This window comes from Streptomyces sp. NPDC058758, assembly GCF_042746075.1.
Taxonomy (GTDB): Bacteria; Actinomycetota; Actinomycetes; order Streptomycetales; family Streptomycetaceae; genus Streptomyces.
The window spans coordinates 19,273-41,653 of the sequence record NZ_JBHYPS010000020.1 but is presented as its reverse complement, the minus strand read 5'-3'; the positions used below and the strand labels follow the sequence as shown (position 1 = coordinate 41,653).

Annotated in this window: 26 protein-coding genes, 1 tRNA gene, 1 pseudogene and 2 riboswitches; of the genes and pseudogenes, 20 read left to right on the top strand and 8 right to left on the bottom strand. The window is 71.9% G+C overall.

All coding sequences use genetic code 11. From position 1 onward, the window contains the following. Positions 1-21: 21 nt before the first annotated feature. The gene (locus ACFW6A_RS22765) at positions 22-1,350 is read right to left on the bottom strand and encodes a nicotinate phosphoribosyltransferase (RefSeq protein ID WP_351842022.1); all 1,329 of its coding nucleotides are present in this window, start codon (positions 1,348-1,350) and stop codon (positions 22-24) included. Positions 1,351-1,459: 109 nt separating this feature from the next. Between ACFW6A_RS22765 and clpS the strand changes: the two genes are divergently transcribed. The 10 genes from clpS to ACFW6A_RS22715 all read left to right on the top strand — a co-directional run bounded on the left by clpS (position 1,460) and on the right by ACFW6A_RS22715 (position 9,110). Continuing rightward, positions 1,460-1,765, top strand: coding sequence for an ATP-dependent Clp protease adapter ClpS (clpS, locus tag ACFW6A_RS22760; RefSeq protein ID WP_043228132.1), 306 nt, complete (start codon positions 1,460-1,462; stop codon positions 1,763-1,765). Next, on the top strand, positions 1,765-2,346 hold the full coding sequence (locus tag ACFW6A_RS22755; protein ID WP_351842020.1) for a DUF2017 domain-containing protein: 582 nt from the start codon (positions 1,765-1,767) through the stop codon (positions 2,344-2,346). The genes clpS and ACFW6A_RS22755 overlap by 1 nt, the downstream gene beginning before the upstream one ends. A 318-nt stretch (positions 2,347-2,664) precedes the next feature. Next, positions 2,665-4,101 carry an amino acid permease gene (locus ACFW6A_RS22750; protein ID WP_351842018.1) on the top strand — a complete coding sequence of 479 codons (1,437 nt, stop codon included), beginning with the start codon at positions 2,665-2,667 and terminating at the stop codon, positions 4,099-4,101. 77 nt (positions 4,102-4,178) lie between these two features. Continuing rightward, complete coding sequence (locus ACFW6A_RS22745) at positions 4,179-4,604, top strand: M67 family metallopeptidase (protein WP_351842016.1); 426 nt, start codon at positions 4,179-4,181, stop codon at positions 4,602-4,604. Next, a riboswitch (cobalamin riboswitch) is annotated at positions 4,597-4,745 on the top strand. It overlaps the preceding gene by 8 nt. A gap of 37 nt (positions 4,746-4,782) precedes the next feature. Further along, positions 4,783-5,757, top strand: coding sequence for an ABC transporter substrate-binding protein (locus ACFW6A_RS22740; protein WP_351842014.1), 975 nt, complete (start codon positions 4,783-4,785; stop codon positions 5,755-5,757). Further along, positions 5,754-6,830, top strand: coding sequence for a FecCD family ABC transporter permease (locus ACFW6A_RS22735; RefSeq protein ID WP_386642353.1), 1,077 nt, complete (start codon positions 5,754-5,756; stop codon positions 6,828-6,830). The genes ACFW6A_RS22740 and ACFW6A_RS22735 overlap by 4 nt, the downstream gene beginning before the upstream one ends. Further along, positions 6,827-7,612 (top strand): ABC transporter ATP-binding protein, encoded by a 786-nt coding sequence (locus tag ACFW6A_RS22730; protein WP_351842010.1) that lies wholly within the window; start codon positions 6,827-6,829, stop codon positions 7,610-7,612. The genes ACFW6A_RS22735 and ACFW6A_RS22730 overlap by 4 nt, the downstream gene beginning before the upstream one ends. 44 nt (positions 7,613-7,656) lie before the next feature. After that, entirely contained in the window at positions 7,657-7,773 is a 117-nt protein-coding gene (locus ACFW6A_RS22725; RefSeq protein ID WP_351842009.1) for a putative leader peptide, read from the top strand. 102 nt (positions 7,774-7,875) lie between these two features. Beyond that, positions 7,876-8,154, top strand: coding sequence for a MoaD/ThiS family protein (locus ACFW6A_RS22720; protein WP_351842007.1), 279 nt, complete (start codon positions 7,876-7,878; stop codon positions 8,152-8,154). A gap of 5 nt (positions 8,155-8,159) precedes the next feature. Then, complete coding sequence (locus tag ACFW6A_RS22715; protein ID WP_189847358.1) at positions 8,160-9,110, top strand: PLP-dependent cysteine synthase family protein; 951 nt, start codon at positions 8,160-8,162, stop codon at positions 9,108-9,110. Between the two features lie 7 nt (positions 9,111-9,117). Here the strand turns inward: ACFW6A_RS22715 and ACFW6A_RS22710 are convergent, their stop codons facing one another. Continuing rightward, positions 9,118-9,597 carry a type II toxin-antitoxin system PemK/MazF family toxin gene (locus tag ACFW6A_RS22710; RefSeq protein ID WP_351842005.1) on the bottom strand — a complete coding sequence of 160 codons (480 nt, stop codon included), beginning with the start codon at positions 9,595-9,597 and terminating at the stop codon, positions 9,118-9,120. Between the two features lie 206 nt (positions 9,598-9,803). On the opposite strand from ACFW6A_RS22710, the gene ACFW6A_RS22705 reads away from it, so the two are divergent. Next, positions 9,804-10,556 carry an MBL fold metallo-hydrolase gene (locus tag ACFW6A_RS22705; protein ID WP_351842002.1) on the top strand — a complete coding sequence of 251 codons (753 nt, stop codon included), beginning with the start codon at positions 9,804-9,806 and terminating at the stop codon, positions 10,554-10,556. 77 nt (positions 10,557-10,633) lie between these two features. On the opposite strand, the gene ACFW6A_RS22700 is transcribed toward ACFW6A_RS22705, so the two are convergent. Both ACFW6A_RS22700 and ACFW6A_RS22695 read right to left on the bottom strand, forming a co-directional pair. Beyond that, a complete protein-coding gene (locus ACFW6A_RS22700) occupies positions 10,634-11,887 on the bottom strand; it encodes a PTS transporter subunit EIIC (protein WP_351842000.1) in 1,254 nt (417 codons plus the stop codon). A gap of 304 nt (positions 11,888-12,191) precedes the next feature. Further along, positions 12,192-13,490, bottom strand: coding sequence for a PTS transporter subunit EIIC (locus ACFW6A_RS22695; RefSeq protein WP_351841998.1), 1,299 nt, complete (start codon positions 13,488-13,490; stop codon positions 12,192-12,194). 237 nt (positions 13,491-13,727) lie between these two features. Between ACFW6A_RS22695 and ACFW6A_RS22690 the strand changes: the two genes are divergently transcribed. The 4 genes from ACFW6A_RS22690 (at position 13,728) to rdgB (ending at position 15,947) form a co-directional block, all read left to right on the top strand. Beyond that, a complete protein-coding gene (locus ACFW6A_RS22690) occupies positions 13,728-13,961 on the top strand; it encodes a PTS glucose/sucrose transporter subunit IIB (protein ID WP_351841996.1) in 234 nt (77 codons plus the stop codon). 151 nt (positions 13,962-14,112) lie between these two features. Then, the gene (rph, locus tag ACFW6A_RS22685; protein WP_351841994.1) at positions 14,113-14,844 is read left to right on the top strand and encodes a ribonuclease PH; all 732 of its coding nucleotides are present in this window, start codon (positions 14,113-14,115) and stop codon (positions 14,842-14,844) included. Between the two features lie 99 nt (positions 14,845-14,943). Continuing rightward, the gene (locus tag ACFW6A_RS22680) at positions 14,944-15,330 is read left to right on the top strand and encodes a hypothetical protein (RefSeq protein ID WP_386479383.1); all 387 of its coding nucleotides are present in this window, start codon (positions 14,944-14,946) and stop codon (positions 15,328-15,330) included. Between the two features lie 8 nt (positions 15,331-15,338). After that, complete coding sequence (gene rdgB, locus ACFW6A_RS22675; RefSeq protein WP_351841992.1) at positions 15,339-15,947, top strand: RdgB/HAM1 family non-canonical purine NTP pyrophosphatase; 609 nt, start codon at positions 15,339-15,341, stop codon at positions 15,945-15,947. A gap of 49 nt (positions 15,948-15,996) precedes the next feature. Here the strand turns inward: rdgB and ACFW6A_RS22670 are convergent. The 3 genes and pseudogenes from ACFW6A_RS22670 to bcp form a co-directional block, all read right to left on the bottom strand. Further along, positions 15,997-16,080: transfer RNA gene (locus tag ACFW6A_RS22670), tRNA-Leu, on the bottom strand. Between the two features lie 35 nt (positions 16,081-16,115). Further along, positions 16,116-16,345: pseudogene (locus ACFW6A_RS22665) on the bottom strand (HNH endonuclease); the annotation flags it as partial. A 107-nt stretch (positions 16,346-16,452) separates the two neighbouring features. Beyond that, positions 16,453-16,920 carry a thioredoxin-dependent thiol peroxidase gene (gene bcp, locus ACFW6A_RS22660; protein ID WP_030760903.1) on the bottom strand — a complete coding sequence of 156 codons (468 nt, stop codon included), beginning with the start codon at positions 16,918-16,920 and terminating at the stop codon, positions 16,453-16,455. Between the two features lie 124 nt (positions 16,921-17,044). On the opposite strand from bcp, the gene ACFW6A_RS22655 reads away from it, so the two are divergent. The 3 genes from ACFW6A_RS22655 to ACFW6A_RS22645 all read left to right on the top strand — a co-directional run bounded on the left by ACFW6A_RS22655 (position 17,045) and on the right by ACFW6A_RS22645 (position 18,198). Then, positions 17,045-17,365, top strand: a complete 321-nt coding sequence (locus tag ACFW6A_RS22655) for a DUF3618 domain-containing protein (RefSeq protein WP_351841989.1) — start codon at positions 17,045-17,047, stop codon at positions 17,363-17,365. A gap of 23 nt (positions 17,366-17,388) precedes the next feature. After that, complete coding sequence (locus ACFW6A_RS22650; protein ID WP_030760898.1) at positions 17,389-17,724, top strand: co-chaperone GroES; 336 nt, start codon at positions 17,389-17,391, stop codon at positions 17,722-17,724. 48 nt (positions 17,725-17,772) lie between these two features. Beyond that, a riboswitch (guanidine-III (ykkC-III) riboswitch) is annotated at positions 17,773-17,844 on the top strand. Between the two features lie 33 nt (positions 17,845-17,877). Further along, a complete protein-coding gene (locus tag ACFW6A_RS22645; RefSeq protein ID WP_351841987.1) occupies positions 17,878-18,198 on the top strand; it encodes a multidrug efflux SMR transporter in 321 nt (106 codons plus the stop codon). Here the strand turns inward: ACFW6A_RS22645 and ACFW6A_RS22640 are convergent, their stop codons facing one another. Beyond that, positions 18,199-20,370: a transglycosylase domain-containing protein gene (locus tag ACFW6A_RS22640; RefSeq protein ID WP_386479389.1), complete on the bottom strand. Its 2,172-nt coding sequence runs from the start codon at positions 20,368-20,370 to the stop codon at positions 18,199-18,201. A 357-nt stretch (positions 20,371-20,727) separates the two neighbouring features. Between ACFW6A_RS22640 and ACFW6A_RS22635 the strand changes: the two genes are divergently transcribed. Beyond that, positions 20,728-21,531, top strand: coding sequence for an ABC-2 family transporter protein (locus ACFW6A_RS22635; protein ID WP_351842083.1), 804 nt, complete (start codon positions 20,728-20,730; stop codon positions 21,529-21,531). Beyond that, positions 21,524-22,372, top strand: coding sequence for an ABC transporter permease (locus ACFW6A_RS22630; protein WP_386642349.1), 849 nt, complete (start codon positions 21,524-21,526; stop codon positions 22,370-22,372). Before ACFW6A_RS22635 ends, ACFW6A_RS22630 begins: the two co-directional genes overlap by 8 nt. Positions 22,373-22,381: the final 9 nt, after the last annotated feature.

Genomic DNA, 22,381 nt, shown 5'->3' with positions numbered 1-22,381 from the left:
CACCGGGCTCTGGACGTACCTCTAGATGTACTCGGTCGGCAGCACCGGCTCGCCGCGCGACAGCTGGATGGCCGACATCGGCAGCCCGGCGCGGGCCGCGATGTGCCGGGTGCGGGCCGCCTCCAGCGGCTCCCGGGCCACCACCTCGCCGCCCTTGACCAGCTCGACCAGGAGCTGGTCGGCGGCGAGCGCGTCCGGGACCTGGCCGGTGCCGATCACCTCGGCCGCGGCGACTCCGTCGGCGTCCTTGCGGCGCGCCGCCCACTTGCGGCCGCCGACGGACGCCTTGCCGCCCAGCGACTTCTTCGCCACCGGCACCAGCGGCGCCTTCGGGTCGGCCGAGGCGGCGCGGGCGACCAGCTTGTAGACCATCGAGCAGGTCGGGTGACCGCTGCCGGTGACCAGCTGGGTGCCCACCCCGTACGCGTCGACGGGCGCGGCGGCCAGCGAGGCGATGGCGTACTCGTCCAGGTCCGAGGTGACCACGATCCGGGTGTCCCGGGCGCCCAGCTCGTCGAGCTGCTGGCGGACCCGGTGGGCGACGAGCAGCAGGTCGCCGGAGTCGATGCGGACGGCGCCCAGCTCGGGCCCGGCGATCTCGACGGCGGTGCGGACCGCCTCGGCCACGTCGTAGGTGTCGACGAGGAGGGTGGTGCCCCGGCCCAGGCTGTCGACCTGGGCCCGGAAGGCGTCCCGCTCGGTGTCGTGGAGCAGGGTGAAGGCGTGGGCGGAGGTGCCGACGGTGGGGATGCCGTAGCGGAAGCCGGCGGCGAGGTCGGAGGTGGAGTCGAAGCCGCCGACGTAGGCGGCCCGGGAGGAGGCCACGGCGGCCAGCTCGTGGGTGCGCCGGGCGCCCATCTCGATGAGCCGGCGCCCGCCGGCCGCGGCCGACATGCGGGAGGCCGCGGCGGCGATGGCCGAGTCGTGGTTGAGGATCGAGAGGATCACCGTCTCCAGGAGCACGCACTCGGCGAAGGAGCCCTCGACGCGCAGGACGGGGGAGCCGGGGAAGTACACCTCGCCCTCGGGGTAGCCCCAGATGTCGCCGGAGAAGCGGTAGCGCGCCAGCCACTCCAGGGTCGGCTCGTCGACGATCTCCCGCTCGCGCAGGAAGCCGAGGACGGCCGGGTCGAAACGGAAGTTCTCGACGGCGTCCAGGACCCGGCCGACGCCCGCGAGGACGCCGTAGCGCCGCCCCTCGGGCAGCCTCCGGGTGAAGACCTCGAAGACGGAGTGCCGGTCGGCGGTGCCGGCCCGGAGGGCCGCCTGGAGCATGGTGAGCTCGTACTGGTCGGTGAAGAGCGCGGTCGACGGCACGTCCACCGGGAGCCCAAGGTCCGCAGCGTTCATGGGACCGATGCTAGCGCAGTATTCGTCAGTTTGACGAATACCCTGTTCGACGGCGCCCCCGGGCGGCCCGTTTGTGCGACGGGGGGCCCCGGGTGGCAGCATGGGGTAAGTGAGCATCGCGCCTATCGAGATCGAACGGACCGAGTCGGCCGAGGAGGTCTCCGCGGTCGTCGAGCCCGACGTCCCCTGGGTCACCCTCGTCCACAACGACCCGGTGAACCTGATGAGCTATGTCACCTACGTCTTCCAGGCGTATTTCGGCTACTCCAAGGACAAGGCGCACAAGCTGATGCTCGACGTGCACAACAAGGGCCGCGCGGTGGTCTCCAGCGGCACCCGCGAGGAGATGGAACGGGACGTGCAGGCGATGCACGGCTACGGACTGTGGGCGACCCTCACCCAGGACCGCGGCTGATGGCCGGCCACTTCGAGGCCGTGCCCGGCGGCGGAGCGGCCGTCGGGCTCGACGAGGTCGAGGTCTCCATCCTGCGCTCCCTGGCCGTCCAGCTCCTGGAGCTGATCGGCCCGGGCGACGAGCCCGGCGCGGACGCCGACCCGCTCGCCGCCCTCTTCGCCGAGGGCCCCAGCAAGCCGCCCTCCGACCCCGCCCTGCGCCGGCTCTTCCCCGACGCGTACGGGGACGACACCGAGGAGCTGCGGGCCGCCGCGGCCGACTTCCGCCGCTTCACCGAGAACGACCTGCGGGCCCGCAAGCGCGAGGACGCCCTCGCCGTGGTGCGCGCCCTGGACGGGCTGGTCCCCGGGGGGCCCGAGGAGTCCGTGCTCCTGAAGCTGACCCCCGACGAGTCCCGGGCCTGGCTCGGCACCCTCAACGACCTGCGGCTGACCATCGCCACGCGGCTGGAGATCACCGAGGACGAGGAGAGCGAGCGGCTCTACCGGCTGCCGGACAGCGACCCGCGCAAGCCGATGGTGATGGCCTACCTCTGGCTCGGCGCGCTCCAGGAGTCACTGGTCGGGACGCTGATGTCCTGAGTGCGGGACGCGGCAGGGCGTTCGCTCAGCGGACGCTCAAATCCGGATAACGAACTCGTTATCAGGGCGGGCGCTTTGCCGTCTTGAGTCCTTTTTGCACCCCCATTTTTGTGGTGCGCGCCACACTCAACTCCGTCGATCACCCCCCACCCCGTGATAAATCTTCACGACCACTCGGGCACGCCACCCCTGTTCCCGAGGGCGCTCGGGCCGGCTGACCGCCGGTAGCACTCCATCCACATCCGGGGGGATCAGGATCTGATCCGCAGCAGACGCAGCAGCGGTCGCGCGGATCAGCATGGAGAAAGGCGCACCACCATGACCTCAGTGCGGGTCGACAAGCAGCACGACGGCAATGAGGCCGCGGACTCCGCCCAGGGCGAGGGGTACCACCGGGCACTCGGCGCCCGTCAGATCCAGATGATCGCCATCGGCGGCGCCATCGGCACCGGCCTCTTCCTCGGGGCGGGCAAGGGCATCTCCAAGGCGGGCCCCAGCCTGATCCTCGCGTACGCCCTCGCGGGCCTCGTCATCTTCTTCATCATGCGGGCGCTCGGCGAACTCCTCATGTACCGCCCCGTCTCCGGCTCCTTCTCGGAGTACGCGCGGGAGTTCGTCGGCCCCTTCGCGGGCTTCGTCACCGGCTGGACGTACTGGCTCTTCTGGGTCGTCACCGGCATCACCGAGGTCACCGCCGCGGCCACCTACATGACGTACTGGTGGGACATCCCGCAGTGGCTGTCCGCCCTCGTCTTCACGCTCGTCCTGTACGGCGCCAACCTGATCTCCGTGAAGCTCTTCGGCGAGCTGGAGTTCTGGTTCTCCATGGTCAAGGTCACCGCCATCGTCGGCATGATCCTGATCTGCGCCGGCATCCTCACCCTCGGCTTCTCCGACGCCGGCGACACCGCCTCGATCACCCACCTGTGGGACCTCGGCGGCTTCTTCGCCGGCGAGGACGGCATCGCCTCCACCCTCATGACCCTCCAGATGGTCATGTTCGCCTTCCTCGCGGTCGAGCTGGTCGGCGTCACCGCCGGCGAGTCGAAGGACCCGAAGACCGTCCTGCCCAAGGCCATCAACACCGTGCCGTGGCGCATCGCCGTCTTCTACGTCGGCGCGCTCATCATGATCCTGTCGGTCGTCCCGTGGACCCACTTCAAGCCGGGCGTCTCGCCGTTCGTCGCCGCCTTCGAGGAGATGGGCTTCCAGGCCGGTGCCGCGATCGTCAACTTCGTCGTCCTGACCGCCGCCCTGTCCTCCTGCAACTCGGGCATGTACTCCACCGGCCGCATGCTGCGCGACCTCGCGCTCAACGGCCAGGGCCCGAAGGTCTTCACCCGGCTGACGAAGAGCGGCACCCCGCTGATCGGCACCACCTTCTCCGCCGCCCTGATGACGGTCGGCGTCTGGATCAACTACCAGTGGCCCGGCGACGCCTTCAACTACGTCGTCTCCTTCGCCACCATCTCCGGCATGTGGGCCTGGATCATGATCCTCGTCTGCCAGATCCGCTACCGCCGCAAGGCCGACCGCGGCGAGCTGCCGCAGTCCTCCTTCAAGGCCCCCGGCGGCATCTGGGCCAGCGTCTTCGCCCTCGGCTTCATCGGCCTGGTCGTCGTCACCATGGGCATGGACCAGGACAACCGCGTCGCCCTCTACGGCGCCCCGGTCTGGGGCCTCCTCCTCGGCGTCGCCTACCTGGTGCTCAAGGCCCGCAACCCCGAGGGCGCCGCCTTCGCCAAGCGCTCGTAACAAGGGTCGCGTCCGGCATCCGGGCCGTTCCGTACCACTCCTCGGTACGGAACGGCCCGTCTGCTTATCCTGTCGGCATGCTGACCCTCACCCGAGACCTGTACGACCGGATCGTGGAACACGCCCGGGCGGACCACCCCGACGAGGCCTGCGGCGTGGTCGCGGGGCCGGTCGGCACGGGCCGCCCCGAGCGGTTCATCCCGATGCTCAACGCCGCCCGCTCGCCCACCTTCTACGAGTTCGACTCCGCCGACCTCCTCAAGCTCTACCGCGAGATGGACGACCGGGACGAGGAGCCCGTGATCATCTACCACTCGCACACGGCGACCGAGGCGTACCCCTCCCGCACCGACATCACCTACGCCAACGAGCCCGGCGCCCACTACGTCCTCGTCTCCACCGCCGACACCGACGGCGCCGGCGACTTCCAGTTCCGCTCGTACGCGATCGTCGACGGCGTCGTGACCGAGGAGGACGTCGAGGTCGTCGAGGCGTACGCGTAGCCGTACCGCTAGTCTGACCGCGACCTTTCAGGGCGGCAGGACCCAGGAAGCCGGTGCGAACCCGGCGCGGTCCCGCCACTGTGACCGGCCCCCTCCCCGGGGGCCGCCAGCCAGGAACTGACCTGCCGCCTTCTCACCGCCGATCGGGGACGTGGAAATCCCCGGAGGAGGCTCCGCCATGACCCGGCGCCGCACGCTGCCGTCCGCGCTCGCCCTGCTCCCGCTGCTCGCCGCCTGCGCCGCCCCGGCGCCCGCCGGCACCGCCGCGCAACCCGCGCCCGGCTTCCCGTACACCGTCGCCAACTGCGGCGTGACGACCACGTACCAGGCCCCGCCGAAGCGCGCCGTCACCATGAACCAGCACGTCACCGAGGTGCTGCTCGCCCTCGGCCTGGAGAAGTCCCTCGTCGGCACCGCCTACCTCGACGACGCCGTCCTCCCCGCCTACCGCCAGGCCTACGACTCCGTCCCCGTCCTCGCGAAGGAGTACCCCTCCAAGGAGGCCCTCCTCGCCGCGAACCCCGACTTCGTCTACGGCGGCTACACCAGCGCCTTCGACGCCAAGGCCGGACGCGCCCGCGACGACCTGGCGGAGGCCGGCATCGCCAGCCGCCTCAACGGCGAGTACTGCGCCGACGGACCCGTCTCCGTCGACGACCTCTACCGCGAGGTCACCGAGGTCGGCCGCACCTTCGGCGTCCCCGACCGCGCCGCGACGTGGACGGAGGGCGCCCGCGCCTCCCTCGCCGCCACCTCCGCACGCCTCCGGGGCGTCGAGCCCGTCTCCGTCTTCGTCTACGACAGCGGCGACAGGACCGCCTTCACCGCCGGCGGCACCGGCATCGGCAACGACCTCATCACCCGCGCCGGCGGCCGCAACGTCTTCGCCGACCTCGCCAAGCCCTTCGGCGACGCCACCTGGGAACAGGTCGTCGCCCGCAAGCCCGAGGTCGTCCTCCTCTACGACTACGGCGCCACCACCGTCGAACAGAAGAAGCGCCGCCTCCTCGACGACCCCGCCCTGAAGGACGTCCCCGCCATCAGGAACCGCCGCTTCGTCGTCCTCCCCCTCTCCGACACCGTCCTCGGCGTCCGCGTCCCCGCCGCCGTCGACAAGCTCGCCGCCCAGCTCCACCCGGCCGCCGCCCGATGACCCCCGCCCCGGCCGCCGCCACCCGCCCGGACGCCCCGGCCGCCGCGCCCGGCGGGCCCGGACCCGGCCGGCTCCGCCGCGCCACCGTCCTCGCCGGGCTCCTCGCCGCGCTCGCCGCCGCCGCCCTCGCCTCCCTCGCGCTCGGCTCCGTACGGATCCCGCCCGGCCAGGTCCTCGACGCGCTCACCGGCCGCGCCGCCCCCTCCCCGTACCGCACGATCGTCCTCGACGTGCGGCTGCCCCGGGTCCTCCTCGGCGCCGTCGTCGGCGCCGGGCTCGCCGTCGTCGGCACCGTGCTCCAGACGCTCGTCCGCAACCGGCTCGCCGACCCCTTCCTGCTCGGGATCTCCTCCGGCGCCTCCACCGGCGCCGTCCTCGTCATCGTCCTCGGCATCGGGGCGTCCACCGCCCTCGCCCTGCCCGCCGGCGCCTTCGCCGGCTCCCTCCTCGCCCTCGTCCTCGTCCACGGACTCGCCCGCCAGGGCTCCACCATGACCGGCCCCCGGCTCGTCCTCGCCGGCGTCGCCGTCTCCTACGTCCTGTCCGCCCTCACCACCCTCCTCCTCGTCACCGCCGGCCGCCCCGAGCACTTCCAGGAGGCCCTCCACTGGTCCCTCGGCGGGCTCGGCTCCGCCCGCTGGGACAACCTCGCGCTCCCCGCCGCCGTCCTCGCCCTCGGCACCGGCGCCCTCCTCGCCCTCGCCCGCCCCCTCGACCTCCTCCTCACCGGCGAGCAGGACGCCACCGCCCTCGGCCTGGACGCCGGCCGCTTCCGCGCCGCCGTCTTCGTCCTCGCCTCCCTCGTCACCGCCGTCATGGTCGCCGCCAGCGGCGCCGTCGGCTTCGTCGGCCTCATGGCCCCGCACGCCGCCCGCCTCGCCGTCGGCGCCCCGCACCGCGGACTGCTCCCCGTCGCCGCGCTCGGCGGCGCCGTCGCCCTCGTCGTGGCCGACCTCGGCGCCCGCACCCTCGCCGCGCCCCAGGACATCCCCGTCGGCGTCCTCACCGCCCTCACCGGCGGACCCTTCTTCCTCTGGCTGATGCGCCGCCGCCCCGAAGGAGCCGCCCCGTGACCGGCCTGAGCATCGAGGGCCTCTCGTACGGGCACCGGCTCCGCGCCGCCGACCTCACCGCCCGCCCCGGCGAGACCGTCGGCCTCATCGGCCCCAACGGCAGCGGCAAGACCACCCTCCTGCGCTGCGTCTACGGCACCCTCGCCGCCACCTCGGGCCGCGCCCTCCTCGACGGCACCGACCTCACCCGGCTCACCCCCAGGGAGCGCGCCCGCCGGGTCGCCACCGTCCCCCAGGACTCCGCCGCCGACGTCGACCTCACCGTCCGCGAACTCGTCGCCCTCGGCCGCTCCCCGCACAAGCGCTTCTGGGAGGGCGACACCGCCGACGACCTGGCCCGCGCCGACGCCGCCCTCGCCCGCGTCGGCCTCACGGCCCTCGCCGGCCGCGCCTGCCCCACCCTCTCCGGCGGCGAACGCCAGCGCGCCCTCGTCGCCCGCGCCCTCGTCCAGGAACCCGAACTCCTCGTCCTCGACGAACCCACCAACCACCTGGACATCCGCCACCAGATCGACGTCCTCGCCCTGGTCCGCGCCCTGGGCACCACCAACCTGCTGGCCCTGCACGACCTCAACCTCGCCGCCGCCCACTGCGACCGGCTCTACGTCCTGGAGGCCGGCCGGATCGTCACCGGCGGCACCCCCGCGGAGGTCCTCACCCCCGAACTGCTGGCCGCCGTCTACGGCGTGGAAGCCGAGGTCCTCCCGCACCCCAGGACCGGCACGCCGACCGTCCTCTACCCGCCCGGTCCGTCAGTCGGTCGGAAAACATCCAGCATCTGAGATCACATTCCGGAACCCGGACCGGGAATCGATACGATGAGCCCATGGTTTCCCACGACGTGAGCGAAGAGACTCCGAGCACAGCCCTGCTCGTAGGCCGCCTGCACGTCGACCTGTGCCGCCTGGCCAGCGCGATCTGTCCGTCCCGCGCCGCGCTCTGAGCGACCGGCCGAGCGCCCTCACGCACGACCCCCCTCCGCGCGGGGGCCCCAGCAGCGCGCCCACCCCGTCACGTACGAGTCCTTCCGACAGGAGCCCACGCCATGGCCATCGAGGTCCGCATCCCGACCATCCTCCGCACCTACACCGACGGCGAGAAGGCCGTCGAGGGCAGCGGCGCGACCCTCGGCGAGCTCTTCGCCGACCTGGAGACCCGCCACGCCGGCATCGAGGCCCGCATCGTGGACGAGGGCAAGCTCCGCCGCTTCGTCAACGTCTACCTCAACGACGAGGACGTCCGCTTCCTGGACGGCATCGAGACCAAGCTGACCGACGGCGACAGCGTCACGATCCTGCCGGCCGTCGCCGGCGGCATGGTCTGATCCACATGCGCTACGACTCCTCGCTGGCGGCGGTCGGCAACACGCCGCTCGTCCGCCTCCCCCGGCTCTCGCCCTCGGACGACGTCCGCATCTGGGCGAAGCTGGAGGACCGCAACCCGACCGGCTCGGTCAAGGACCGCCCCGCGCTCCACATGATCGAGCAGGCGGAGAAGGACGGCCGCCTCACCCCCGGCTGCACCATCCTGGAGCCGACCAGCGGCAACACCGGCATCTCGCTGGCCATGGCCGCCAAGCTCAAGGGCTACCGCATCGTCTGCGTCATGCCCGAGAACACCAGCGAGGAGCGGCGGCAGCTGCTCGCCATGTGGGGCGCCGAGATCATCTCGTCCCCCGCGGCGGGCGGCTCCAACACGGCCGTCCGCGTCGCCAAGGAACTCGCCGCCGAGAACCCGACCTGGGTGATGCTCTACCAGTACGGCAACCCGCACAACGCGGGCGCCCACTACGCCACCACCGGCCCCGAGATCCTCGCCGACCTGCCCTCCATCACCCACTTCGTCGCCGGCCTCGGCACGACGGGCACCCTGATGGGCGTCGGACGGTACCTCCGCGAGCACAAGCCCGACGTCAGGATCGTCGCCGCCGAGCCGCGCTACGACGACCTCGTCTACGGCCTGCGCAACCTCGACGAGGGCTTCGTCCCCGAGCTCTACGACGCCTCCGTCCTCACCACCCGCTTCTCCGTCGGCTCCGCCGACGCCGTCACCCGCACCCGCGAACTCCTCCAGCAGGAGGGCATCTTCGCGGGCGTCTCCACCGGCGCCGCCCTGCACGCGGCCATCGGCGTCGGCAACAAGGCCGTCAAGGCCGGCGAGAGCGCCGACATCGCCTTCGTCGTCGCCGACGGCGGCTGGAAGTACCTCTCCACCGGCCTCTACACGGCCGCCACCACGGAGGAAGCCATCGCCGCGGTCCAGGGCCAGCTCTGGGCCTAGGCCCCCGCTAGCGCGCGAGATGGCGGACCCGGTCCCACAGGACCGGGTCCGCCTCTCCCGCTCTCCGGCGGAAATCCCGCAGCGGCACGTCCCGCAGCTCGTCCGTCTCCAGGAAGCTCGGCCGCCCCCGCGCGTCGCCCACCGCCCCCGGCGGCAGCGCGATCACCCCGGGCCGCTCGTCGTGGTACTTGCTGGTGATCTTCGCGACCAGCGCGCCGTCCCCCCGCACCGCCAGCACCAGGCACGGCCGGTCCTTGGACCCGGGCCCGTCCTCGAAGGGCACCTCGGCCCACCAGATCTCCCCGGCCCGCGGTACGCGCGCCCCGGGCTTCCGCCCGGTCGGCCGGCCCGGCGGACGGGTCCTGACCGGCGGCCGGGCACGCCCCGGGGCCGGGCGGCGCGGCGTGCGCCGCCGCCTGTCGGCGACCGCCACCACCAGCGCGATCACCACGACCGCGGCCAGCGCGGGCCACCACGACGTGTCCATACCCCATGACGTTACCGGCGCCCGGCACACCGCGCCGCCGCGCCCCGCCGTCCATCCGAACCGGTGACAGAGCCCGTGAGTTCGCCCACAACGGGCCGCCACGAAGGAGCGACCGGCCCCCGTGCGCCTTACGCTCGTCTGACCGCACGGCCTCCCCCTCCCCTTTGCGTGCCTGACCGCACCCGTCCACGGAGGTTCACGCTCCTATGAAGCTCACCGTCGTCGGCTGCTCGGGGTCGTTCCCCTCCGCGGAATCGGCCTGTTCGAGCTACCTCGTCGAGGCCGACGGCTTCCGGCTGCTCCTCGACATGGGCAACGGCGCCCTCGGCGAGCTGCAGCGCCACATCGGCCTGTACGACCTGGACGCGATCTTCCTCAGCCACCTCCACGCGGACCACTGCATCGACATGTGCGGCTACTTCGTCGCCCGCTACTACCGCCACGAGGGCGGCCGCTGCGACGCGCTCCCCGTGTACGCCCCCGAGGGCGCCGAGCAGCGCCTGACCACGGCCTACGCGGACACGCCCTCGCCCAGCGCGATGAGCGAGGTCTTCGACTTCCGCACCCTGGGGTCCGACACCTTCGACCTGGGTCCGTTCACGATCCGCACCGAGAAGGTCTGCCACCCGGTGGAGGCGTACGGCATCCGGGTCGAGCACGGCGGCCGCTCGCTCGCGTACTCGGGGGACACCGGCGTCTGCGAGGAACTGCACGAGCTCGCCGACGGGGTGGACCTCTTCCTCTGCGAGGCGTCCTTCACCCACGGCAAGGAGGACATCCCGGAGCTCCACCTCAACGGCCGCGAGGCCGGCGCCCACGCGGCCCGGGCCGGGGTGGGCCGGCTCGTCCTCACGCACATCCCGCCGTGGACGGACGGCGAGCGGAACCTCGCGGACGCGCGCGCGGTGTACGGCGGCCCGGCGGAGCTGGCGAAGGCGGGCGCGGTCTACGAGGTCTGAGCGCGGCCGTACGACAACGGGGAAGGCCCCGGAACCCTGTGCGGTTCCGGGGCCTTCCCGTCGTGCGGGGGAGGGGCTCACGCCTTGGTGAGGTCCTCGATCTCCTCCTCGGGCTCGCGGCCCGGGGTGGGGAGGTTGAACTTGGTGATCGCGAAGCGGAAGACCACGTAGTAGAGGGCTCCGAAGACGAGACCGATCGGGATGATCAGCCACGGCTTGGTCGCGTGCGTCCAGTTCAGGGCGTAGTCGATGAAACCGGCCGAGAAGTTGAAGCCCGCGTGGACGCCGAACGCCCAGGTGACGGCCATGGAGAGGGCGGTCAGCAGCGCGTGCAGCACGTACAGGATCGGCGCGATGAACATGAAGGAGAACTCGATCGGCTCGGTCACGCCGGTGACGAACGAGGTCAGGGCCAGCGAGACCATCATGCCGAGGACGACCTTGCGGCGCTCCGGGCGGGCGCAGTGCGCGATGGCGATCGCGGCGGCCGGGAGGCCGAACATCATGATCGGGAAGAAGCCGGACTGGAACATGCCGGCCGACGGGTCGCCGGCCAGGAAGCGCGGGATGTCGCCGTTGACGACCTCGCCGGCGGCGTTGGTGAAGTCACCGAGCTGGAACCAGGCGACGGTGTTCACGAACTGGTGCATGCCGATCGGGATCAGCGCGCGGTTCACACCGCCGAAGAGCGCGGCGCCACCGGCGCCGAGGCCGGTCATCCACTCGCCGAAGCTGGCGATGCCGTCGCCGATGGGCTCCCAGACCAGGCCGAAGAACACGCCCACGGCGAGGCCGACGAAGGCCATGATGATCGGGACGAGACGGCGTCCGTTGAAGAAGCCGAGCCAGTCGACCAGCTTGGTGCGGTGGAACTTCTGCCACAGCACGGCGGTCAGCAGACCCATGATGATGCCGCCGAGGACACCCGGGTCGTTGTACTTGGCGGCGATGTCCGCGCCGTCCTGGACCTTCGCCTCGACGACGGGGAAGGCCTGGAGGACCTTGCTGTAGACGAGGAAGCCGACGACCGCGGCGAGCGCGGTGGAGCCGTCGGCCTTCTTGGCGAAGCCGATGGCCACGCCGACGCAGAAGAGCAGGGGGAGGGCGCCGGTGATGGCGCCGCCCGCGTTGCCGAAGACGGCGGAGACCTTGTCCCAGCCGAGACCGTCGGCGCCGAACACGTCCGGCTGGCCCAGCCGGACCATGATGCCCGCGGCCGGCAGCACGGCGATCGGCAGCTGCAGGCTGCGACCGACCTTCTGCAGGCCCTGGAACAGGCCGGATCCGCGCTTCTTCGCGGGAGCGGCGGCCTGGGCGGTGGCCGTACTCATCAACTTCCTCCAGTAGGCAAGGCGCCGCCAGAGGACAGTGGAAAGGGGGTGACGGCGGCGTCTCGTGGAACGCGGTGGTCTGGACCGCGTGGTCTACACCAATGAGTGGTGTAGACCAGTTGTAGCACGTGAGACTTAGATAAGGAACCTGCGAATTTTTCTCGCGAGGGCATAGTGATGAAGGCGTGACAAAAGGCCCCCGGACCAGGGGGTCCGGGGGCCTTCCGCAGGGCTCGGCGGGGGCCGGAAGCCCCGCCGCCACGGGGCTTCCGGCCGGAGGGCCGCGACGGTGCGCGGCGCCTCCTCACTTCACGTTGTCGCGCTCCATCTCCTCGCCCACCTCGTCCGGCTCGCGCCCCGGGGTCTGGAGGTCGAACCGGGTGATCGCGAAGCGGAAGATCACGTAGTACACGACCGCGAAGGCGAGGCCGATCGGGATGATCAGCCACGGCTTCGTCGCGAGGTTCCAGTTGATCACGTAGTCGATCAGGCCGGCCGAGAAGCTGAAGCCGTCCTTCACGCCGAACGCCCACGTCACCGCCATCGACACGCCCGTCAGCACCGCGTGGACCGCGTACAGCAGCGGCGCGATGAAGAGGAACGAGTACTCCAGCGGCTCCGTGATGCCGGTGACGAACGAGGTCAGCGCCACCGAGAGCATCAGGCCGCCGACCTCCTTGCGGCGGTGCGGCTTCGCGCAGTGGGTGATCGCGAGCGCCGCCGCCGGCAGCGCGAACATCATGATCGGGAAGAAGCCCGTCAGGAACTGGCCCGCGTCCGGGTCGCCCGCCAGGAACATGGGGATGTCGCCGTGGACCACCGTGCCGTCCGGCTTCTCGTACGTGCCGAACTGGAACCAGATGGGCACGTTCAGGAACTGGTGCAGGCCGATGACCAGCAGCGCCCGGTTCGCCAGGCCGAAGATGCCCGAACCCCACGCGCCGAGCCCGACCAGCCAGTCGCTGAAGCTCTCCAGGGCGTCGCCGATCGGCGGCCAGATCCACAGGCAGAGCGCGGCGAAGGCGATCGCCACGAACGTCATGATGATCGGCACGAGCCGGCGGCCGTTGAAGAAGCCCAGCCAGTCGACCAGCTTCGTCCGGTGGTACCGCTGCCACAGGTACGCGGTGAGCAGGCCCATGACGATGCCGCCGAACACGCCCGGGTTCTGGTACGTGTAGCCCGCGAAGGAGTCGTCGGCGCCGAGGCAGCCGCCGATGATGTCCTTCGTCCCCTCGGGGCAGTCCTTGGGGAACTGGCGCAGCACCGTGTAGTAGACGAGGAAGCCGACGACCGCGGCCAGCGCGGTCGAACCGTCCGCCTTCTTCGCCATGCCGATCGCGACGCCGATGCAGAACAGCAGGGGCAGGCCGAGGCTGCCGTCGAGCAGCGCGCCGCCCGCGCCGGCCATCACCTTGGCGACGTTGTCCCAGCCGAGGCCGTCGGCGCCGAAGACGTCCGGCTGGCCGAGCCGGTTGATGATGCCTGCGGCCGGGAGCACGGCGATGGGGAGCTGAAGGCTGCGCCCCATCTTCTGGAGGCCCTGGAAGAGATTGCCCCACAGGGACTTCTGCGGTCGCGCCGCGGCGCTGTCCGTACTCATCGGCGACCTCCCTGCCCCGGAACAAGCCGGGGCCGCGTCACGTTGCACACTGGTGTAGACCACTTGCGGTAGGCTCCGGGAGCCCGCTGAGGACAGGCCGCCGGTGATCGTCATCATTCGGCAGAACGGCGGCACTCGCTCGCGAAGTTGGGCCAACCGTGGGTTACCGTGACCAAGCGGACCATCGGTGCGCCGAGATTCGCGTGTCCCGCGAACGGAACGGACAGGGAGAAACACATGGCCACCAAGGCTGAGAAGATCGTCGCCGGGCTCGGCGGCATCGACAACATCGAAGAGGTCGAGGGCTGCATCACCCGCCTGCGCACCGAGGTCTCCGACGCCGGCCTCGTCGACGAGGCCGCGCTCAAGGCCGCCGGCGCCCACGGCGTCGTGAAGATGGGCACCGCCATCCAGGTCGTCATCGGCACCGACGCGGACCCGATCGCCGCCGAGATCGAAGACATGATGTGAGCAGCTGACACCAGCTGACGAGGGCCCGTTCCGGCAGGGGAACGGGCCCTCGTGCGTCCCCGGGAGGGAACCTCGCGCGTCCCCGGGAAGGGGCCCCGCGCGGACCCGGCGGCGGGCCGGGACCCCGTACGGATGGGGCTAGGCTCGTCCCATGTCTCGCATCGACGGCCGTACCCCCGAACAGCTCCGCCCCGTCACCATCGAACGCGGCTGGAGCAAGCACGCCGAGGGCTCCGTCCTCATCTCCTTCGGCGACACCAAGGTCTTCTGCACCGCCTCCGTCACCGAGGGCGTCCCCCGCTGGCGCAAGGGCAGCGGCGAGGGCTGGGTCACCGGCGAGTACTCCATGCTCCCGCGCTCCACCAACACCCGCGGCGACCGCGAGTCCGTCCGCGGCAAGATCGGCGGCCGCACCCACGAGATCTCCCGCCTCATCGGCCGCTCGCTGCGCGCCGTCATCGACTACAAGGCGCTCGGCGAGAACACCATCGTCCTCGACTGCGACGTCCTCCAGGCCGACGGCGGCACCCGCACCGCCGCCATCACCGGCGCCTACGTCGCCCTCGCGGACGCCGTCGCCTGGGCGCAGGCCAAGAAGCTCGTCAAGCCCGGCCGCAAGCCGCTCACCGGCACCGTCTCCGCCGTCTCCGTCGGCATCGTCGGCGGCGTCCCGCTCCTCGACCTCTGCTACGAGGAGGACGTCCGCGCCGACACCGACATGAACGTCGTCTGCACCGGCGACGGCCGCTTCGTCGAGGTCCAGGGCACCGCCGAGGCCGAGCCCTTCGACCGCGCCGAGCTCAACGCCCTCCTCGACCTGGCCGCCGCCGGCTGCGCCGACCTCGCCGACCTCCAGCGCAAGGCGCTCGACGCCACCCTCTGAGGAACTCTCCCGCCCCGGGCTGCGTCCTTTACGGCAAGGGGCGCGCGGCCGTACCGTGCGCCCCGCCGACATGTACGCAGCCAGGGGAGGACCCGACCAGTGAAGCGCCGCCGCACCATAGCCCTCGCCGTCGCCACGGCGGCCGCAGTGACCACCCTGCTCACGGGCTGCGGAGCCCTCGACAAGGCGATGGACTGCGTGAAGACCGCCGACGCGATCGCCACCTCGGTGGGCAAGCTCCAGCAGGCCGTCTCCAACGCCACCAACGACGTCACGCAGATCGAGGAGTCCCTCGACTCCATCTCCGCGGAGCTGGGCAACCTCAAGGACACGACCGACAACGCCGACCTGTCCAAGGCGGTCGACGACCTGACCAAGGGCGTCGAGTCGGTCCGCACGGCGGTCAAGGAGGGCGACGCGACCCCCGACATCACGCCCGTCACCGACGCGGCCGCCGAGATCGGCAAGGTCTGCACCCCGGGATAATCGGGGGCATGACCCGACAGCGCCTGATCCTCGCCACCCGCAACGCGGGCAAGATCACCGAACTCCACGCGATCCTCGCCGACGCGGGCCTCGACCTCGACCTCGTCGGCGCGGACGCGTACCCGGAGATCCCCGACGTCAAGGAGACCGGCGTCACCTTCGCCGAGAACGCCCTCCTCAAGGCCCACGCCCTCGCGCAGGCCACCGGCCTCCCCGCCGTCGCCGACGACTCCGGCCTCTGCGTCGACGTCCTCGGCGGCGCCCCCGGCATCTTCTCCGCCCGCTGGTCCGGCACCCACGGCGACGACAAGGCCAACCTGGACCTGCTCCTCGCCCAGCTCTCGGACATCGCCGACGAGCACCGCGCCGCCCACTTCGCCTGCGCCGCCGCCCTCGCCCTCCCCGACGGCACGGAACGCGTCGTCGAAGGCCGCATGGAGGGCACCCTCCGCCACGAGCCGACCGGCACCAACGGCTTCGGCTACGACCCGATCCTCCAGCCGTCCGGCCACACCGTCACCTGCGCCGAACTCACCCCATCGGAAAAGAACGCCATCAGCCACCGGGGCAAGGCCTTCCGGGAGCTGGTCCCGGTGGTGCGGGAACTGCTGGGGTGACAGCGACGAGAAGGGGCGCCCCGCCTTGCGGCGGGGCGCCCCTTCATCGTGCGGCCGATGGGACTCGAACCCACATGGGCGAAACGCCCAGAGGCACCTAAAACCTCCGCTTATACCATTCAGCAACGGCCGCTTGCCCCGCCATGCTACCGGTGACGGATCGCCCGGCTAAGAGCTACGCCGCTTTCCGTCCCGGCACCAGGTCTCGGTCACCGCATGACAGTTGGGGCGCAGCAGGCGAAGGTTCTCGCGCCGGTCGTCGCTCCGGTCTCCGTTGATGTGGTCGATCTCCAGAGTCATCGGTTTGCCGTGCCACTGGGGCCCATACCGCACCCGGCGCACTGATCGGGAACGTCGGCCTCCCGCAGGGCGCGCCGCAGCGTCCGGGTGCCGGCGCGGCTCCCGATATCGGACGGTCACGTCACATCCCGTACGGAAAGCGGACGGGCCCGCGCCCCTGTCGGTGGAGGGGTGCGGGCCCGTTCGGGCGGGGCCGGGGCGCGGCTCAGATGCCCAGGTCGCGGATGATCTTGGCTACGTGGCCGGTGGCCTTGACGTTGTAGAAGGCGTGCTCGACCTTGCCCTCCTCGTCGACGACGACCGTGGAGCGGATGACGCCCGTGACGGTCTTGCCGTAGAGCTTCTTCTCGCCGAAGGCGCCGTACGCCTCCAGGGTGGACTTGTCGGGGTCGCCCACCAGGGTGACCTTCAGGTTCTCCTTCTCGCGGAACTTCGCGAGCTTCTCCGGCTTGTCGGGGGAGACGCCGATGACGTCGTAGCCGGCGGCGGCCAGGACGTCGAGGTTGTCGGTGAAGTCGCACGCCTGCTTGGTGCAGCCGGGGGTGAGGGCGGCCGGGTAGAAGTAGACGATGACCTTGCGGCCCTTGTGGTCCGCGAGGGAGACCTCGTTGCCGTCCGCGTCCGGCAGGGTGAAGGCGGGGGCGGTGTCGCCGGGCTGCAGTCGCTCGCTCATGGCTCGCTCTCCTCGGGGGTGTGCGCGTACGCGATGAGCCTAATGGGGGTCGGGGACAGCCTCCCGGCGGCGGAACTGACAGACTGTCCACCAACGACCGGATCACGACTACGGAGGCAGCGCGGTGTCGGACGCCAGGACCCCTGCGCAGATCGAGGCGGACATCGTCCGCCGGCGCGACCAGCTCGCCGTCACGCTCGACGAGATCGGCATTCGGATGCATCCGAAGACGATCATCGGAGACGCGAAGGCCAGGGTCGCCTCGACCGTCGACGAGACCGCGGGGCGGGCGTTCGTCGCCGTGAACCGGGTCGTGTCCGACGTGAAGGCACGTTTCACCACCGAGGACGGCGCCCCCCGCCTGGAGCGGGTGGTCCCGGCCGCGCTCGTGGCCGTCGCCGTCGTCGGGCTGCTCCTGTCCTCCTCCCGGCGGCACAAGGGCTGAGCCGGGCCGGTAGGTTCGTTCCCGTGAGCGAGAACACCCACGACAAGCTGCCCATCCGGATGCTCCACGACCGGGTCCTGGTCCGCACCGACTCCCCGGAGGGGGAGCGGCGCTCCGGGGGCGGGATCCTGATCCCGGCGACCGCCGCGGTCGGCCGCCGCCTGGCCTGGGCCGAGGTGGTCGCGGTCGGGCAGAACGTCCGGACCGTCGAGATCGGCGACCGGGTGCTGTACGACCCCGAGGACCGCGCCGAGGTGGAGGTGCGGGGCGTGGCCTACGTCCTGATGCGGGAGCGGGATCTGCACGCGGTGGCGGCGGACCGGTTCCAGAGCACGGACTCGACCGGGCTGTACCTGTAGCGAGTGAACGGGCGGAGGCCCTGGTGACCGGTGTCACCAGGGCCTTTGCCCGTTCTTTGCTAGGCTGGGGGGACCCCGACGAGACGCGCCGTACCGGGTCATCGGAAAAGACGACGCACCTTTCCTTTTCCGTCTCGCGGAGGTGTTCTCGTCATGGCCTGGGTTCTGCTCATCGTCGCCGGTCTGCTCGAAGTCGGCTGGTCGATCGGCATGAAGTACACCGAGGGCTTCACCCGTCTGTGGCCCAGCGTCCTCACCGGCGCCGGGATCGTCGCCTCGATGCTGCTGCTGTCGCAGGCCGCGAAGACCCTCCCCATCGGTACCGCCTACGGCGTCTGGGTCGGCATCGGCGCGGCCGGCGCGGCGGTGCTCGGCATGGTGGTGCTGGGTGAGCCGGCGACCGCCGCCCGGATCTTCTTCGTCTGTCTGCTGCTGGTCGCCGTGGTGGGCCTGAAGGCGACCTCGGGGCACTAGCTAGCGGTCGGCCCGCTTTCCGCCCGGGCGTTTCGCCGCGCCCGGGCCCGCCTCGCCGGTGTCGGACCAGCCGTCCCCGCTCCCGCCCCCGTCGCCCTCGTCCTCCGGGCCGTCCGGTGTCGGCGGCACCTCGGGGAGTGCGGCGCCCGGCATCAGGCGCAGGTCGAAGTCGCGTACGGGTGCGTCCGCGAGGGCCTCGCGGGTGAAGCGGGCCCAGATCTCGGCCGGGGGGCCGCCGCCGTTGACGCGGGGGAGGCCGAGGGCGCCGTACAGCGGTTCGTGGGCGCCGGACTCGGGGTCCTGGCCCATCAGGGCGACGACGGTGGCGAGTTCGGGGGTGTAGCCGGCGAACCAGGCCGCCTTGTCGTCCTCCGCGGTGCCGGTCTTGCCGGCCGCCGGCCGTCCGGCGGCCTGCGCGGCGGTGCCCGTACCGGTCTCGACGACGCCGCGCAGCACGGCGGTGGTGGTGTCGGCGGCCTCGCGGCCGACGGCCTGCCGGGGCTCGGCGGAGGGCAGCGGCAGCGGCTCCCCGTCGCGGGAGAGGGCGACGACGAGGGTGTGGTCGCCGCGCCGGCCGTGGGCGGCGAGGGTCGCGTAGGCCTGGGCCACGTCGAGGACGCTGGCGGTGGCCGGGCCGAGCGCGATGGAGGGGGAGGCGGTGAGGTCGGGGGTGGCGGCCGGCAGGCCGAGGGCGACGGCGGTGCGGCGCACGTGCGCGGGGCCGACGTCGACGGCCATCTGGGCGTAGACCGCGTTCACCGAGCGGTCGGTGGCCTCGGTGACGGGGATCTCGCCGTAGCTCTCGCCGTCCTCGTTGGCGGGGTCGTACGGGCTGCCGGGCCAGCCCTCGACGGGCCGCCGGTCGGTGCCGTCGTAGAGGGTGTACGGGGTGATCGGCTCGCCGTACTGGGTCCGGGCGCCGCTCTGCACGGCGGCGGTGAAGACGAAGGGCTTGAAGGTGGAGCCGACCTGGTAGTCGCGGCGGGTGGCGTTGTTGACGTACTGCTCGGTGTAGTCGACGCCGCCGTAGAGGGCGACGACGCGGCCGGTGGCCGGTTCGACGGCGGCGGCCCCGGCCCGTACGTACCGGTCGGCGGGATGCGCGGCGGGGTCGAGGCGGTGGGTGACGCGGTCCTCGACGGCGCGGACGAGCGCGGCCTGGCGGTCGGGGTCGAGGGTGGTGACGATCCGGAAGCCGCCGCCGGCGAGGGTCTTCTCGTCGACGATCCCGCGGGTGGTGAGGTACTCCTCGACGGCCTGCACGAGGTAGCCGCGCTGGCCGGAGAGGCCGGTGGCGGGGCGGGCGGTCTGCGGGTCGGGGAAGCGGAGCGCGGCGCGTTCGCCGGCGGTGAGCCAGCCCTCCTTGACCATGCCGTCGAGGACGTAGCCCCAGCGGGCGAGGACCGCGGGCCGGTTCTCGGGGCGGGTGGTGACGTCGTAGGCGCTGGGGGCCTTGAGGAGGGCGGCGAGGTAGGCGCCCTCGGCGGTGCCGAGGCGCTCGACGTCCTTGCCGTAGTAGGCGTGGGCGGCGGCCTGGATCCCGTAGGCGTTGCGGCCGAAGTAGCTGGTGTTGAGGTAGCCCTGGAGGATCTCGTCCTTGGTCTTCTCGCGCTCCAGCTTGATCGCGATGAAGAACTCCTTGGCCTTGCGGGTGAGGGTCTGCTCCTGGCCCAGGTAGTAGTTCTTGACGTACTGCTGGGTGATGGTGGAGCCGGACTGGCGGCCCTTGCCGGTGACGGTGTTCCAGGCGGCGCGGACCATCGCCTTGGGGTCGACGGCGCGGGAGGTGTGGAAGTCGCGGTCCTCGGCGGCGAGGACGGCCTGCCGGACGGTGAGCGGGATCCGGTCGAGGCGCACGTTCTCGCGGTTGACCTCGCCGTCGCGGGCGAGGACGGTGCCGTCGCGGTAGAGGTACAGGTTGGACTGGGCGACGGCGGTGGCGTTGGCGGCCGGGATGGACACCAGCAGGTATCCGGCCACGAAGGCCCCGGCGAGGAGCACCCCGCCGAGCAGCAGCAGCCGGACGGTGACGCGCAGGAGGCGGCGGAGGAGCGACCCCCGGGGCCGGGCGCCCGCGCGCGGCGCGGGGAGGGTGGGGTCCCGCGGTGCCCAGCCCGGGTCGTCCGGTGGGGGCGGCGCGGCGGGCGAGGCAGGACGTGCAGAAGGGGACATGGCATCACATAGTGCACATAAAGCGCGCGAAACTCCCGAAGGTGAGGGGTGACCGCCGGGAAATCGATCGCGAAATACGCCGGGGGGCACGTGGGGTCTCCGCCGGGAGGCCGTCCGCCTCCGTCGGAGGCCGCCCCTCCGCAGGGTCATCACGGGGAACTCGCCCCCCGCAGGGCCACCCCGGGGAACTCGCCCCCCACAGGGAGCCCGCCTCCCAGGGAGCCCGCCCCCCAGGGGCTCCGCAGGAAACCCGCCCCCTCCGGCGGGAAAACCGCTCGCGGTGGGGTGGCGGGGGCCACTAGGGTCGTGCGCTTCGTCCTTCTTCCTCCGCACACGCACCGAAAGGGCGGCTCCATGCTGCGGCTGTACGCGACCGTGGCCGCGGGCGGCTTCCGGCGGTACGCCACCTACCGGGTGGCCACGCTGGCGGGCCTCTTCACCAACACGGTCTTCGGATTCGTCTTCTCGTACACCTACGTCGCCCTGTGGGCCGAACGACCCCAGCTCGGCGGCTACTCCACGGCCGACGCCCTCGCCTACGTCTGGATCGGCCAGGCCCTCATCACCGTCTGCGGCATGATGGGCGGCGGCTTCGAGGACGAGCTGATCGAACGGATCAGGACCGGCGACATCGCCGTCGACCTCTACCGCCCCGCCGACCTCCAGGCCTGGTGGTGCGCGGCCAACGCGGGCCGCGCCGCCTACCAGCTGCTCGGCCGCGGCGCCGTCCCCCTCCTGATCGGCGCGCTCGCCTTCCGCTTCACCCTTCCGGCCGGCCCGGCCGGCTGGGCCGCCTTCCTGCTCGCGGTTGCCCTCGGCTCGTTCGTGTCGTTCGCGCTCTGGTACCTCGTCGCCATGAGTGCCTTCTGGCTGCTCGACGGCCAGGGCGTGGTGCAGGTGGCCTGGCTCGGCGGCCTCTTCTTCTCCGGGATGCTGCTCCCGCTGAACGTCTTCCCCGGCGCGCTCGGCGAACTCGCCCGCGCCCTGCCGTGGGCCGCCCTGCTCCAGGTCCCGGCGGACGTGTACCTCGGCCGGTACGGCGAGGGCGCGGACCTGGTCCGCGCGTACGGCTTCCAGCTCGGCTGGCTCGTGGTGCTGCTGGCGGCGGGACGGGCGGCGCAGGCGGCGGCCACGCGGAAGGTGGTGGTCCAGGGTGGCTGAACCGCCGCGCGCCGAGGAGCGGTACGGCACTGCCGCCGACGCCTGGCGGACGTACCGCATGGTCGCCGCCATGTGGATCCGCTCCACCCTGGCCTACCGCGCCTCCTTCGCGCTGACCCTCTTCTCCTCCTTCTGCGTCACCTTCTTCGACTTCGTCGTCATCCTGCTGATGTTCGGCCAGGTCCAGGGCCTCGGCGGCTTCTCCTTCGCCGAGGTCGCCTTCCTGTACGGCACCACCGGCACCGCCTTCGGGATCGCCGACCTGGCGCTGGGCTCGCTCCAGCGGATGGGGCGCCGGATCCGGGACGGTTCGCTCGACGTGTTCCTGCTGCGGCCGGCGCCGCTGCTCGCGCAGGTCGCGGCGGACACGTTCGCGCTGCGCCGGCTCGGCCGGGTGCTCCAGGGGCTGATGGTGCTGGTGTGGAGCCTGGTGCTGCTGCGCGACGAGGTGGCCTGGACCTGGGGGAAGACCCTGATGGTGCCCGGGATGGTGGGGTGCGGCGCGGTGATCTTCATGGCGGTGATGGTGCTGGGCGCGTCGGCGCTCTTCTGGCTCCAGGACGCGGCCGAGGTCACCAACTCGTTCACGTACGGAGGGAACACGCTGCTCCAGTACCCGCCGACGGTCTTCGCGCAGGACCTGGTGAAGGGCGTGGTCTTCGTGGTCCCGCTGGCCTTCGTGAACTGGCTGCCCGCCCTGTACGTCCTCGGCCGCCCCGCCCCGGCCGGGGTGCCGTCCTGGGCGGCCTTCGCCTCCCCGCCCGTCGCCCTGGTCTGCTGCGCGGTCGCGGGCCTGGCGTGGCGGGCGGGCGTCCGCTCGTACCGATCGACAGGAAGCTGAGGTCCCGCC